Here is a 12,637-nt window from a genome sequence, read left to right on the forward strand (position 1 = left end):
CACCTATTCAGCCGATCAACCTGCTTCCGACTTTGGTCGATTGACGTTCAGGCCGAAAACACTGTGCGGCCCGCCACCATGGTTTGCAAGACTTTGCCCTGAAGGCGCGCGCCTTCGAAACAGGTGTTCTTGGACCGCGAGCGCAGGCCGCTCTCGCTGACGATCCAGGGCTCGTCAAGATCGACCAGCGCAAGATCGGCCGCGGCACCCGGCTTCAGCGTGCCGCCGGGCAGGCCGAACAGTCTTGCCGGCGCGGTGGACAGGGTCTCGACCAGCCTGAGCAGCGGCACATCGCCATTGTGGTGGAGCCGAAGTGCTGCGCCAAGCAGCGTCTCCAGCCCGATCGCCCCGGCGGCGGCATCCGCGAAAGGCAGTCGCTTGGTATCGACATCCTGCGGATCGTGCGAAGAGACGATGATATCGATCGTGCCGTCCTTGATCGCCTCGACCATCGACAGCCGGTCTTCCTCGGCGCGCAAGGGCGGGGTGAGCCGGAAGAAGGTGCGGTATTCGCCGACATCGTTCTCATTGAGCGACAGATTGTGGATGGCGACGCCCGCCGTGACATTGGCGCCGTCGGCCTTTGCACGGCTCACCGCGCCAACCGCCATCGCCGTCGAGATCTTGGCGGCGTGATAGGCGCCGTCGGTCAGCCGCGCCAGCGCCAGGTCCCGCTCCAGCGGGATGAGCTCGGCCTCGCGCGGGATGCCGGAAAGGCCGAGCCAGCTCGCATAAAGGCCCTCGTTCATCACGCCGGCCGAGGCAAGGTCGGCATCCTGGGTTTCATGCGCGATCACGCTACCGAAATCGCGGGCATAAGTCAGCGCGCGGCGCATGACCAAGGCGTTGGCGATCGTGTGTCGACCATCGGTGAAGGCCACGGCGCCGGCTTCGCGCAGCAGGCCGAACTCGGTCATCTCGCGGCCGTCGAGACCCTTGGTGATTGCCGCCGCCGGGAAGATGTTGACGCTTGCGGTGTCCCTTGCCGTGCGCAGCACGAATTCGACCAGCGCCACATTGTCGATCACCGGATTGGTGTCAGGCATCATGACGATGGAGGTGACGCCGCCGGCTGCCGCAGCGACGCTTGCCGAGGCGATGGTCTCGCGGTGCTCACCGCCGGGTTCGCCGATGAAGACGCGGGCATCGATGAGACCCGGAATAATCGTCTTGCCGGCGCAGTCGATGACGACAGCGCCCTCGGGCGCGCCTTGGTTCAGCGCCGCCTTGCCGGCGGCGACGATCCGGCGGCCGTCGACGATTACGGCGCCGATCTCGTCGACACCGCGCGAGGGGTCGACGATGCGGGCCTTGTTGAAGAGCGTCACGCTCATGCGCCGCTTCCCTCCTGGTTGCGGCGCGGATCTAACAGCGCTTGCATAACCGCCATGCGCACGGCTACGCCCATCTCGACCTGTTCCTGGATGACGCTCTGCGGCCCGTCGGCGATCTCCGAGGCGATCTCGACGCCGCGGTTCATCGGCCCGGGATGCATGACCAGCGCATCCTCCTTGGCCGCTTTCAGCTTCTCGGCGTCGAGGCCGAAATAGCGGAAATATTCACGGATCGACGGCACGAAAGCGCCTTCCATGCGCTCGCGCTGCAGGCGCAGCATCATCACGACGTCGGCGTCCTTCAGTCCTTCCGCCATCGAGCGCGACACGATCACGCCCATTCTGTCGATGCCCGCGGGCAGCAGCGTCGAGGGTGCGACCACCCGCACCTGCGCGCCGAGCGCGTTCAAGAGCATGATGTTGGAGCGGGCGACGCGCGAATGCAGAATGTCGCCGCAGATCGCCACGATCAGCTTCGACAGCGGTCCCTTGGCGCGGCGTATGGTCAGCGCGTCGAGCAGCGCCTGCGTCGGGTGCTCATGCGCGCCGTCGCCGGCGTTGACCACCGAGCAGCCGACCTTTTGCGCCAAAAGTGCTGCCGCGCCCGCCGACTGATGGCGGATGATCAGGATATCCGGACGCATGGCGTTGAGCGTCATGGCGGTGTCGATCAGCGTCTCGCCCTTCTTCACCGAAGAGCTCGCCACCGACATGTTCATGACGTCGGCCCCGAGCCGTTTTCCGGCGAGCTCGAAGGACGATTGCGTGCGGGTCGAGGCCTCGTAGAAGAGGTTGATCTGTGTCCGGCCGCGCAGCGTCGAAGTCTTCTTTTCAGATTGCCGCGAGATCGAGACGGCCCGGTCGGCGCGATCGAGCAGCAGCTCGATATCAGCGGGGGAAAGATCGCGGATGCCTAGAAGATGGCGGTGAGGGAACAGCGGCAGGGACGAAGCGTCGGTCATCTCAAGGCGCTGCTATAGGGTGCGGTCAGGCCAGCCGCAAGCGCCAGCTTTGGATTGCGCGCGTTCTCCCCGGTATTTTCGTCGCGCGCCTTGCACTGCTTGGCTATAAGGCCCGATGGCTTCGGATTCGCGACCGCGGCCTTGAGATGGTAAGGACCTCTCTGCCAACTGAAGGATTGGGCGTGACCGACGAGGTGATCAACCAGCCGCCGCCACTGACGGGCGGCAACGCATGGCGGGGCGATCCGTTGCTCATCCAGCTTGCCGAGCGTTTTTCCGATTCCGTCCGCAAGGATCTGGACGGGCTCGGCAGGTTCGTCATGACACAGGAGGCACAGGAACTTGCCCGGCTGGCCAACACCGACACACCGAAGCTCAGGACGCATGACCGCCAGGGCCGACGCGTCGATCTGGTCGAATTTCATCCCGCTTATCATGCGCTCATGCGACGCTCGGTTGCCGGCGGCCTGCATTCCTCGGTTTGGGAAAACGGCGACGCCGAGATCGGCCGCCGGCATCAGGTGAGGGCGGCGCGCTTCTACCTGACCGCGGAGCTTGAGACCGGACATCTTTGCCCCATCACCATGACCAGCGCTTCGCTGGCGGCGCTGATGGCGAGCCCAAAGCTGTTCCGCGAATGGGCGCCGCGCGTGACAACGCGCAAATACGACCAGAGCCAGAAGCCGCCGGTGCAAAAGACCGGGCTTACCCTCGGCATGGGCATGACCGAGAAACAGGGCGGCACCGATGTGCGCGCCAATGTCACAAAGGCCGAGCGCGCGGGAAACGGCTTCTATCGGCTGACCGGGCATAAATGGTTCATGTCGGCGCCGATGTCCGACGCCTTTCTCGTGCTCGGCCAGGTGCCGGAGGGGCTTTCATGCTTCCTGGTTCCGCGCATTCTGGGCGACGGCTCGGGCAATGGCTTCCGTTTCCAGCGCCTGAAGGACAAGCTCGGCAACCGCTCCAACGCCTCGTCGGAGGTCGAGTTCGTCAATGCCATCGGCGAGATGGTCGGCGAGCCGGGCGCCGGGATCAAGACGATCATGGACATGGTCACGCTGACCCGGCTCGACTGCGCCGTCGCTTCGTCAGCGCTCATGCGCGCCGGGCTGGCCGAAGCCGTCCACCACGCGCGCCATCGCCAGGTGTTCGGCACCAGTCTGGTCGATCAACCGCTGATGCAGCGGGTCCTTGCCGACATGGCGCTCGACGTTGCCGCCGCGACGGCGCTGTCGTTCCGGCTGGCGCGTTCCTTCGACGAGGCGGCGAGCGATCGCGGCGAGGCGGCCTTTGCCCGCGCCATGACGCCGGTGGTCAAATACTGGGTATGCAAGATCGCGCCGGCCTTGCTTTACGAGGCTATGGAGTGCCTCGGCGGCAACGGCTATGTCGAGGAAGCGCCGCTTGCCCGCTATTACCGTGAGGCTCCGGTCAACGCGATCTGGGAAGGCTCCGGCAACGTCATGGCGCTCGACGTGCTGCGTGTGCTTGGCCGCGCGCCAGGCCTGTTCGAGGAGGTGCTGGCCGGCATCGACCGCGACCTCGGCGCCGGCGGGCGGGGCACCATCGGCGTGCTCAACGCGGCCATGCAGGTGGCTTCGACAGACCAGGGCTCAGCGCGCCTGCTGACCGAACAGCTGGCGCTTTCGGCGGCGGCGGCGGAGCTGCGCCGGCTGGGGGCAGGGCGGATCGCCGACGCTTTCGTCGAAACAAGACTCGGCGGCCAATGGCGCACCACCTACGGCATGCTCGATTCGCGCCATGACGCGCGCATGATCATCGACACGCTCTACCCGCCACTGAGCTGAGCAGCCTGAAAGGCGTTCGATCGCCGGCCTGTGGATTGTCGTTAACCTTAACGAATGGTTTCCATTGCGGGGAGGCTTCGCGGAGCCCACTCTGTCCACCGGAGTAGGGAAATGTTAACCATGGCGATCCCGTGCTCCCCTAGGCAGGAAGCGCATGCGGCACGTTTTGACATCATTTCTGGCGTTGCATTGGGCGCTCGTCTTCGCCCTGCTGGCCTACATCTGCATGGATGGCAATCGCGGCATCGCGTCGGCGCTCGGCGTGCTTGGCGTCTCGCTGCAAAGCAGCCGTTTCCCGGATCTCGATCATGCTCTCGTCGTGGCGCCGCTCGCGGTCGCTATGCTGATCGTCGCGCTGCTGTTCTGCTGGGCCTTCGTCGAGACGCTGCTCAACATCGCGACAAGGCCGGATGCGGGCGATACGGTGGTGCGGATAGCCTTCATCTGCGCCTCCTTCCTGCTTTCGGTGATTCTCGTCGGCGGCGCCGCGCAAGGCATCAACGGGTTGTTCATGGTCGTCGCCATCCAGATGACGGCGCTGCTCGCCTCTTATGTCGCGGTGCTCGCCGAGCGACGCTCGGCTCTCGCCGCGATGACCTTGCATGAAAGCGAAGCCCGCCTGGGTTCCCATCGCATGGGATCGGGCGTCGCGCACAGCTCGCTCCTGTCCCGCATCTCCAGCCGGCCGGAAACCAGACCCGGAGGTCGCCGCTGATGCGCGCCTTGTTCGCATTCTGGGCGGCTCCGCTGGTCCTGTTCTGGGGCTGGTTCTTCCTGTCTCTCAACGACATCAATTTCGGCTACGTGATGCTCAGCCGCCAATTGCACGACCTGGTCTTCCAGCTTTACGGCCAGATGCTCGGCGTCGATCCGGGAATCATCCCCGGTATGGTGGCGCGGGCCTGTGTGTTCGACAGTTTCCTGCTGCTCGGGCTGGTGGCATTCCGCCGCCGGCGCCAAATCGCCGAATGGATCAGGCGGCGCCGGGAAGGCCCTGTCAGCCCTGATCAGCTCGGCCGAGCGACTGGAGTCGGTCCAACGCTCCCTGCAGAATAAAGGCCGCCGCCGCCGAATCGATCTTGCCGGCGCGCTTTTTGCGCGAGAAATCCATCTCGATCAGCGTCCGTTCCGCCGCGACCGTCGACAGCCGCTCGTCCCATAGCACGAAGGGCAGGTCGGACAAGGCGGCCATGTTGCGCGCGAAGGCGCGGGACTTCTGGGCGCGCGGACCTTCCGATCCGTCCATGTTGACGGGAAGGCCGAGCACGATCGCGCCGACATTGTCCTTCTCGAGCTGAGCCAGCAACTGGGCGGCATCGAGCGAAAACTTCTTGCGCAGGATGACCGGGCGCGGATGGGCGAAGGACAGGCTTCGGTCCGATACCGCCACGCCGATCGTCTTGTCGCCCAGATCAAGCCCGGCGAGCGTGCGGCCGCCCGCGAGAAGTGCCGGCAATTCCTCGATGCTTATGATGCCCAACCGCTCGTCCTGGTTAGTCGCCGCGCGCCTTTTTGATCGGCCGCGGGACTTTCAATTTGCTTTCGGCGTTCTATCCTTTGGCAACGAGAAAATCGAGGAATCCCTTCATGAAACTGACCTGGTATGGACATTCGGCATTCCGCATCGAGACCAAGGACGCCAACATCCTCATCGACCCGTATCTGGTCGGCAATCCGTCCTGGACGGGCGGCTGGGAAAATCCAGCCGAAGGGGTGACGCATGTTCTTCTGACCCATGGCCACAGCGATCATATCAGCGGCGCCGCCGAGGTGCTGAAGAAGAGCGGCGCCATGCTTGTCGCCAATTTCGAGATCTGCATGTATCTCGTCGGCAAGGGCGTCAGCGATAAGAAGATAAATCCCGGCAATATAGGCGGTACCGTCGATTGCGGTCCCTTCACCACCACTTTCGTCCAGGCTTTGCACTCCTCTTCGTTCGGCGGACAAGACGGCACCAACACCTATCTCGGCAATCCGGGCGGGCTCGTGCTGCATTTCCCGGAGGACAAGACGCTCTACCACATGGGCGACACCGACATCTTTTCCGATATGGGGCTGATCAACGAATTGCATGAACCGAAGATCGGCATCGTGCCGATCGGCGATCGCTTCACCATGGGCGGCGCGGTGGCTGCCCTAGCCTGCCGCCGCTTTTTCCGCTTCGATACGGTCGTTCCCTGCCATTTCGGCACCTTCCCGATGATCGACCAGACCGCCGACAAATTCGTCGCCGGCATGGAGGGATCCGGCGTCAAGGTGGCGCTGCCCGAGATCGGCAAGGCGATCACGATCTAGGCGTTCGTCCTATGTAGTAGGGTACACTACCTAGAGCGGCGCCCGAAGCACCGCATCCCGGTCGGCGGCATGATCTATGTTGCGCCGCAAGCGCGGCGCCGCTATAGCCCGCACTGGTTTTCCCGAGGCAAATAGACATGTCCGTTGATCTTCAGACCGTGAAGCGCGTCGCGCACCTTGCCCGCATTGCGGTGAGCGAGCAGGATGCCGAGCGCATGACAGGCGAGCTGAACGCCATCCTTGGCTTCGTCGAGCAGTTGAACGAGGTGGACGTCTCCGGCGTCGAACCGATGACTTCGGTCACGCCGATGGAGATGAAGAAGCGGCAGGATATGATCACCGACGGCAACAAGGCGGTCGACATCGTCGCCAACGCGCCGGCCACGGAAGAGAATTTCTTCCTCGTTCCCAAGGTCGTGGAGTAAGGGCAGGATGGCCGTCGAAATCGGCGTCGAGACGCCCTTGCAGGACGACGTGCGCGCGCTGGTCGCAGAACTCAACACCGCGCTGCTCGAACTGACGCCGCCGGAACACTGCTATCACCTCACCGTCGAGCAGATGGCTAGCCACGACACGACCGTGTTCGTCGCCCGCGACGCTGGCCTTGCGGTCGGCTGCGGCGCGCTGAAGCGTCATGCCGACGCGGTCGGCGAGGTCAAGCGCATGTACACGCGGCCCACGCATCGCGGCCAGAAGATCGGTGCCCAAATCGTTGCGCGGATCGAGGGTCTGGCGCGGCAGGAAGGCCTGAAGCGCCTGGTTCTGGAGACCGGCGATCGCCACCCTGCCGCCTGGGCCGTCTACGAACGCGCGGGGTTTTCGCGTTGCGGCCCGGTGCTGGATTATCCCGACTCGGAATGGTCGGTGTTTTACGAAAAGAGCTTACCTGATGAGTGACCTCACACATCTCACCATTTCCGAGGCCCGCGCCAAGCTGCGCGGCAAGGAGATTTCGGCTGCCGAGATCACCGAAGCCTATCTCTCGGCGATCGAGCGCGCCAATCCGGTGCTCAATGCCTATGTCGCGGTGACCGGCGACAAGGCGCGCGAGATGGCCAAGGTTTCCGACGCGAAGCTCGGCAAGGGCGAGGGCGGGGCGCTCGAAGGAATTCCGCTCGGCATCAAGGATCTGTTCGCCACCGAAGGCGTCCACACCCAGGCCTGCAGCCATGTGCTCGACGGTTTCCAACCGCGCTACGAATCGACCGTCACATCCAATCTGTGGGCCGACGGCGCCGTTATGCTCGGCAAGCTCAACATGGACGAGTTCGCCATGGGCTCCTCCAACGAGACCTCCTATTACGGCCCGGTCATCAATCCTTGGCGGCGCTCGCGCCTCGACACGGTGGTGACGCCGACGACGCATCAGGGCGACGGCGGGTTTGTCTCGGCCGGCGGCGCGAAGACCGCGCGGACGTTGGATAACGCCCAGCTAGTGCCGGGCGGCTCCTCCGGCGGATCGGCTTCCGCGGTCGCCGCCTTCCTCTGCGCCGGCGCCACCGCGACCGATACCGGCGGCTCGATCCGCCAGCCGGCAGCCTTCACCGGCACCGTCGGCATCAAGCCGACCTATGGCCGCTGCTCGCGCTGGGGCGTGGTCGCTTTCGCGTCCTCGCTCGACCAGGCCGGTCCGATCGCGCGCGATGTGCGCGACGCCGCGATCCTGTTGAAGTCGATGGCCTCCTCCGACCCGAAGGACACGACCTCGGTCGACCGGCCGGTGCCGGACTACGAAGCGGTGATCGGCAAGCCGATCAAGGGCATGAAGGTCGGCATTCCGAAGGAGTACCGCGTCGACGGCATGCCCGAGGATATCGAGGCGCTCTGGCAGAAAGGAATTGCCTGGCTGAAGGATGCCGGCGCGGAGATCGTCGATATCTCGCTGCCGCACACCAAATACGCGCTGCCGGCCTACTACATCGTGGCGCCGGCCGAGGCCTCGTCCAACCTCGCCCGCTATGACGGCGTGCGCTACGGGTTGCGCGTGCCCGGCAAGGACATCGTCGACATGTATGAGAAGACGCGCGCCGCCGGCTTCGGCCGCGAGGTCAAGCGCCGCATCATGATCGGCACCTATGTGCTTTCCGCGGGTTACTACGACGCCTACTACCTGCAGGCGCAGAAGGTGCGCACGCTGATCAAGCGCGATTTCGAGACCGTCTTTGCCGCCGGTGTCGACGTCATCCTGACCCCGGCCACACCGTCGGCCGCCTTCGGCGTCGCCGACGAGGACATGAACGCCGATCCGGTGAAAATGTATCTCAACGACATCTTCACCGTGACGGTGAACATGGCCGGGCTGCCGGGGATATCGGTGCCCGCCGGCCTGGACGGCAAAGGCCTGCCGCTCGGCCTGCAGCTCATCGGCAGGCCGTTCGACGAGGAAACGCTGTTCCAGACCGCCCACGTCATCGAACAGGCCGCGGGCAGGTTCCAGCCGGACAAGTGGTGGTAGCGTTGTCCCTCATCTAGTCCGTTAGCGTTGTGGCGTCCTTTGCGCGTCCAAACGGACGCGCGGCGCCGTAATGGGTGAGGGATGTTCTATTATCTTTCCAAGATCCTCTGGTTTCTCGTCCAGCCGCTCAATCTGGCGATCTTCCTGCTGCTCGCCGGTCTGCTGGCGGCGCTCTCCCGCCGCCCTCGGCTGGCCGGCACCGGCAGCGTGCTCGCCTTCCTGATCCTCGCGCTTTCGGCCTGGACCTCGCTTGGCGCAATGATGCTCAATCCGCTGGAGGAACGCTTTCCCAAGCCGCCGCTGCCGGACAAGGTCGACGGCATCGTCGTGCTCGGCGGCGGTTTCGAGGGCGCGATCAATCTGGCGCGCGGCGGCTATGAGCTGAACAGCGGCGGCGATCGCATGGTCGAGACGGCGATCCTCGCCAGGCGTTTTCCGCAAGCGAAAGTGGTCGTCTCCGGCGGCAATGGCGAGCTTTTCCTGGACGGCCAGGGCGATGCCGACACCGCGCCGCGCCTGCTTGGCGCGCTGGGGGTCGCGCCCGATCGCCTGATTCTGAGAACAAGTCCCGCAACACGTACGAAAATGCAGTTTCACCCGCAGGCTGGTCGAGCCGAAACCGGGCGAGACATGGCTGCTGGTGACGTCTGCCTTCCATATGCCGCGCGCCAAGGCGCTGTTCGACAAGGCCGGTTTTCCAACCGTCCCTTGGCCGGTCGATTACCGGACCTCAGGCAAGGAAGGCATCGGACTGTTCCGCGACAATCCGGCCGATTCGCTGCAGGCGACCACCATGGCGATCCGCGAATGGATCGGGCTCTCCGCCTATTGGCTGTCGGGCCGCATCGATCAACCTTTCCCGGCGCCGGGCGGCTGACCAAGCACTGCCTGGCGCGCGGCCGAGAAGAACTGACGGCGCACAAGCACGGCAAGCAGCACCAGCGTCGACAGCACGAACACCGTCGGGCCGACGAACGAGCCGAGATAGCCGATCGAGAAGAAGACGGCGCGCAGGCCGGAATTGAAATGCTTGCCGGCTAGCACGTTCATGCGGGTGGCCCGCCACACCGCCGTCCCGCTGACCGGATTGCGCGAGGCCTCGCCATGCGGGACCGGCACGGCACCGATCAGGATCGAGCAGTAGTTGAACAGCCGGTAGGCCCAGCCGAATTTGAAGAAGGCGAAGGCGAGGATCAGCACCAGGCCGAACATCTTGGTCTGGAAGGCCTCGCGGGAGAATGCGGAGGCCAACGGCAGGTGAGCCATTATGGTTAGAACCCGGTCGGAAGCCCCGAGAAGGGCAAAGCAGCCGCCGAGCGCGATCAGAGAGCTCGAGGCAAAGAAGGCGGTGCCTTGCTGCAGCCCGGACATGATGGCGGTGTCGACTATGCGCACCTCGCGCTCGGCCATGTTGCGCATCCAGGCTTCGCGCTGAGCGTTCATGGCCGTGGTCAGCGACACGCGGCTAACGAGCTTGCCGTCGGAGGCCAGCGTATGCAGCACCCAGACGGCTAAGAAGAAGCCTAGAGCGGCCAAGTCTGCCGCCGAAAGATGAAGGGAATCGCCCATACGTTCTTTTACCACAGGCCCGGCGGGCGCTTCGACGGCGGAAGCAAGCGGATACATGTCGCTGCCGGAGCAAACAAGGTCGGCTGACGCCGCGCCGCGACATGCAAAACAGCGGAAACATCGCGAGAATTCCTATATGTAAGTTTTGAGCGGCCTCCAGGAGACAGCGGCGCGTGTTCCTTTCGGTTTTCGACCTGTTCAAGATCGGTATCGGTCCATCGAGTTCGCATACGATGGGGCCGATGACGGCTGCCCGGCGTTTCCTTGACGAAATCCTCGCCGACGACTGGCCGCGCCCGGCCGGCGTCGAGGTCGATCGCATCGGGGCCAGCCTGCACGGCTCGCTCGCCTATACCGGGATCGGCCATGGCTCGGACCGCGCCGTCATCCTCGGACTGGCCGGCGAGACGCCGCAGACGGTCGATCCGGATGAGGCGGATAGCATCGTTGCCCGCATCGGAACGGAGAAACGGATTTCACCGCCTGGGCATCCGGCCTACCGCTTCGACCCGGCCAAGGATCTGGTGCTCGACCGCAAGACGCCGCTGACCGGCCACGCCAACGGCATGGCCTTCTATGCCTACGATGCGTCCGACCGGCTGCTGCTCAAGCGCATCTATTATTCAATCGGCGGCGGCTTCGTCGTCTCCGAGGAAGAGTTGCAGCGCATGAAGGCCAAGGGCTCGGTGTCGACGGAAGGCAAGAAGGTGCCTTATCCGTTCAAGAACGCCGTCGAGATGCTGGCGATGGCGGCCAAGAGCGGGCTTTCGATCGCCGAGATGAAGCGGTCCAACGAGGAAACGCATATGTCGCGCGAGGAGCTGGACGCCGGCCTCGACGCGATCTGGAGCGCCATGAAGGGCTGCATCGACCGCGGGCTGTCGCAGGACGGCATCATGCCGGGCGGACTGAAGGTGCGGCGCCGCGCACGCCAATTGCATGACAAGCTGCAGGAACAGTGGCAGCAGAACCGGCCCAACCCCTTGCTCGCCAATGACTGGCTGTCGATCTATGCCATGGCGGTGAACGAGGAGAACGCCGCCGGCGGGCGCGTGGTGACTGCGCCGACCAACGGTGCCGCCGGCACGCTGCCGGCAGTGCTGCGCTACTGGCTGCATTTCCATCCCGAAGCTGACCAGCCGAGCATCCGCGACTTCTTGCTGACGGCCGCCGCCGTCGGCGGCATCATCAAGTCAAACGCTTCGATCTCGGGCGCCGAGGTCGGCTGCCAGGGCGAAGTGGGATCCGCTTCGGCAATGGCGGCGGCCGGGCTTTGCGCGGTCATGGGGGGCACTCCGGAGCAGGTCGAGAACGCCGCGGAAATCGCACTCGAGCACCACCTCGGCATGACCTGCGATCCGGTCGGCGGCCTGGTGCAGGTGCCCTGCATCGAGCGCAATGCGCTGGGCGCGGTCAAGGCGGTGACAGCCGCCTCGCTCGCGATCAAGGGCGACGGGACGCATTTCGTGCCGCTGGATGCTGCGATCGAGACCATGCGCCAGACCGGTCTCGACATGAACGAGAAATATAAGGAAACCAGCCTCGGCGGACTGGCTGTCAACGTGGTCGAGTGCTGACCCTGCCCTTTCCACCGGCGGGCTTGGTTTGCCGAAGCGATCGAAACGGCCACGCTGGCCTCATGATCTGGCAGCAATCGGCCTGTGCATAATCTCGCTCGGCGTTGAACGCCTCCGGGGCAGTCGCTAGATTGCGGGCATGTCTCTCAGTCTCATCAAACTCTGCGTCGGCTGCGACAGCGTCGAGGACCTGGAAGAGTGGATCGCCTTCCGTCTCGACGAGCGGCGCCGCGCTGGCGAGCCGGCCGAGCACTGGCACACCACGCGCATGGTGCCGACGCGCGGTGGGGAGATCACCGATGGCGGCTCGCTCTACTGGGTGATCAAGGGCAACGTCCAATGCCGGCAGCTGATCACGGAGATCCGGCCTTTCGTCGACGGCGAAGGCATCGGCCGCTGCCATCTCGTGCTTGATCCCGAAGTGGTGCGCACCGACTGGCAGCCGCGCCGCGCCTTCCAGGGCTGGCGTTATCTTAAGCCCTCCGATGCGCCGGCCGATCTCGGCAAGGGCAGGGCCGCATTGGCCGAGATGCCGCCGAAACTGCGCCTGGAGCTTGCGGATCTCGGCCTGCTGTAAGACTGCAGGTCCTCATCTTCCGCTTGCTGGCCCTTCGAGCGGCCCGGTGTGGGGCTT

The 12,637-nt window shown here is 64.7% G+C and carries 13 protein-coding genes and 1 pseudogene; 10 read left to right on the top strand and 4 right to left on the bottom strand.

All coding sequences use genetic code 11. The features are described from left to right. Positions 1 to 47: 47 nt before the first annotated feature. Both A9K71_RS07345 and A9K71_RS07350 read right to left on the bottom strand, forming a co-directional pair. A complete protein-coding gene (locus tag A9K71_RS07345) occupies positions 48 to 1,334 on the bottom strand; it encodes a dihydroorotase (protein WP_066992569.1) in 1,287 nt (428 codons plus the stop codon). After that, entirely contained in the window at positions 1,331 to 2,296 is a 966-nt protein-coding gene (locus A9K71_RS07350; protein ID WP_066992572.1) for an aspartate carbamoyltransferase catalytic subunit, read from the bottom strand. The genes A9K71_RS07345 and A9K71_RS07350 overlap by 4 nt, the downstream gene beginning before the upstream one ends. A 182-nt stretch (positions 2,297 to 2,478) precedes the next feature. On the opposite strand from A9K71_RS07350, the gene A9K71_RS07355 reads away from it, so the two are divergent. From A9K71_RS07355 to A9K71_RS07365, 3 genes are all read left to right on the top strand, one after another. Then, positions 2,479 to 4,107, top strand: coding sequence for a DNA alkylation response protein (locus tag A9K71_RS07355; RefSeq protein ID WP_066992776.1), 1,629 nt, complete (start codon positions 2,479 to 2,481; stop codon positions 4,105 to 4,107). A gap of 154 nt (positions 4,108 to 4,261) precedes the next feature. Next, positions 4,262 to 4,822 (top strand): hypothetical protein, encoded by a 561-nt coding sequence (locus tag A9K71_RS07360; protein ID WP_066992575.1) that lies wholly within the window; start codon positions 4,262 to 4,264, stop codon positions 4,820 to 4,822. Beyond that, positions 4,822 to 5,163, top strand: a complete 342-nt coding sequence (locus A9K71_RS07365) for a DUF6105 family protein (RefSeq protein ID WP_066992578.1) — start codon at positions 4,822 to 4,824, stop codon at positions 5,161 to 5,163. Before A9K71_RS07360 ends, A9K71_RS07365 begins: the two co-directional genes overlap by 1 nt. Here the strand turns inward: A9K71_RS07365 and ruvX are convergent. Then, positions 5,105 to 5,587, bottom strand: coding sequence for a Holliday junction resolvase RuvX (gene ruvX / locus A9K71_RS07370; RefSeq protein WP_066992581.1), 483 nt, complete (start codon positions 5,585 to 5,587; stop codon positions 5,105 to 5,107). The two genes, A9K71_RS07365 and ruvX, sit on opposite strands and share 59 nt — an antisense overlap. A 107-nt stretch (positions 5,588 to 5,694) precedes the next feature. Between ruvX and A9K71_RS07375 the strand changes: the two genes are divergently transcribed. The 5 genes and pseudogenes from A9K71_RS07375 (at position 5,695) to A9K71_RS07395 (ending at position 9,734) form a co-directional block, all read left to right on the top strand. Beyond that, positions 5,695 to 6,402 (top strand): metal-dependent hydrolase, encoded by a 708-nt coding sequence (locus A9K71_RS07375; RefSeq protein WP_066992778.1) that lies wholly within the window; start codon positions 5,695 to 5,697, stop codon positions 6,400 to 6,402. Between the two features lie 137 nt (positions 6,403 to 6,539). Continuing rightward, positions 6,540 to 6,827: an Asp-tRNA(Asn)/Glu-tRNA(Gln) amidotransferase subunit GatC gene (gatC, locus tag A9K71_RS07380; RefSeq protein ID WP_066992584.1), complete on the top strand. Its 288-nt coding sequence runs from the start codon at positions 6,540 to 6,542 to the stop codon at positions 6,825 to 6,827. Between the two features lie 7 nt (positions 6,828 to 6,834). After that, complete coding sequence (locus tag A9K71_RS07385; RefSeq protein ID WP_066992587.1) at positions 6,835 to 7,299, top strand: GNAT family N-acetyltransferase; 465 nt, start codon at positions 6,835 to 6,837, stop codon at positions 7,297 to 7,299. After that, entirely contained in the window at positions 7,292 to 8,857 is a 1,566-nt protein-coding gene (locus tag A9K71_RS07390) for an amidase family protein (RefSeq protein ID WP_066992590.1), read from the top strand. The genes A9K71_RS07385 and A9K71_RS07390 overlap by 8 nt, the downstream gene beginning before the upstream one ends. An 81-nt stretch (positions 8,858 to 8,938) precedes the next feature. Further along, a pseudogene (locus A9K71_RS07395) lies at positions 8,939 to 9,734 on the top strand (YdcF family protein). Here A9K71_RS07395 and A9K71_RS07400 read toward each other — a convergent pair. Then, on the bottom strand, positions 9,707 to 10,426 hold the full coding sequence (locus A9K71_RS07400; RefSeq protein WP_066992783.1) for a DUF599 domain-containing protein: 720 nt from the start codon (positions 10,424 to 10,426) through the stop codon (positions 9,707 to 9,709). The pseudogene A9K71_RS07395 and the gene A9K71_RS07400 overlap by 28 nt on opposite strands. A gap of 173 nt (positions 10,427 to 10,599) precedes the next feature. Here A9K71_RS07400 and A9K71_RS07405 point away from each other — a divergent pair, with 173 nt between their 5' ends. Beyond that, positions 10,600 to 12,003, top strand: a complete 1,404-nt coding sequence (locus A9K71_RS07405; RefSeq protein ID WP_066992593.1) for an L-serine ammonia-lyase — start codon at positions 10,600 to 10,602, stop codon at positions 12,001 to 12,003. A 139-nt stretch (positions 12,004 to 12,142) separates the two neighbouring features. Next, a complete protein-coding gene (locus A9K71_RS07410; RefSeq protein ID WP_066992596.1) occupies positions 12,143 to 12,580 on the top strand; it encodes a DUF1489 family protein in 438 nt (145 codons plus the stop codon). Positions 12,581 to 12,637 lie beyond the last annotated feature (57 nt).

It is taken from the genome of Mesorhizobium sp. WSM3873 (assembly GCF_001672445.1).
Classification (GTDB): Bacteria; Pseudomonadota; Alphaproteobacteria; order Rhizobiales; family Rhizobiaceae; genus Mesorhizobium.

Bases quoted from the DNA above. Each gene is read 5' to 3' on its own strand.
- A9K71_RS07385 (WP_066992587.1), top strand. From the start codon at position 6,835: ATGGCCGTCGAAATCGGCGTCGAGACGCCCTTGCAGGACGACGTGCGC.
- A9K71_RS07390 (WP_066992590.1), top strand. From the start codon at position 7,292: ATGAGTGACCTCACACATCTCACCATTTCCGAGGCCCGCGCCAAGCTG.
- gatC (WP_066992584.1), top strand. From the start codon at position 6,540: ATGTCCGTTGATCTTCAGACCGTGAAGCGCGTCGCGCACCTTGCCCGC.
- A9K71_RS07410 (WP_066992596.1), top strand. From the start codon at position 12,143: ATGTCTCTCAGTCTCATCAAACTCTGCGTCGGCTGCGACAGCGTCGAG.
- A9K71_RS07345 (WP_066992569.1), bottom strand. From the start codon at position 1,334: ATGAGCGTGACGCTCTTCAACAAGGCCCGCATCGTCGACCCCTCGCGC.
- A9K71_RS07360 (WP_066992575.1), top strand. From the start codon at position 4,262: ATGCGGCACGTTTTGACATCATTTCTGGCGTTGCATTGGGCGCTCGTC.
- A9K71_RS07350 (WP_066992572.1), bottom strand. From the start codon at position 2,296: ATGACCGACGCTTCGTCCCTGCCGCTGTTCCCTCACCGCCATCTTCTA.
- A9K71_RS07400 (WP_066992783.1), bottom strand. From the start codon at position 10,426: ATGGGCGATTCCCTTCATCTTTCGGCGGCAGACTTGGCCGCTCTAGGC.
- A9K71_RS07365 (WP_066992578.1), top strand. From the start codon at position 4,822: ATGCGCGCCTTGTTCGCATTCTGGGCGGCTCCGCTGGTCCTGTTCTGG.
- A9K71_RS07375 (WP_066992778.1), top strand. From the start codon at position 5,695: ATGAAACTGACCTGGTATGGACATTCGGCATTCCGCATCGAGACCAAG.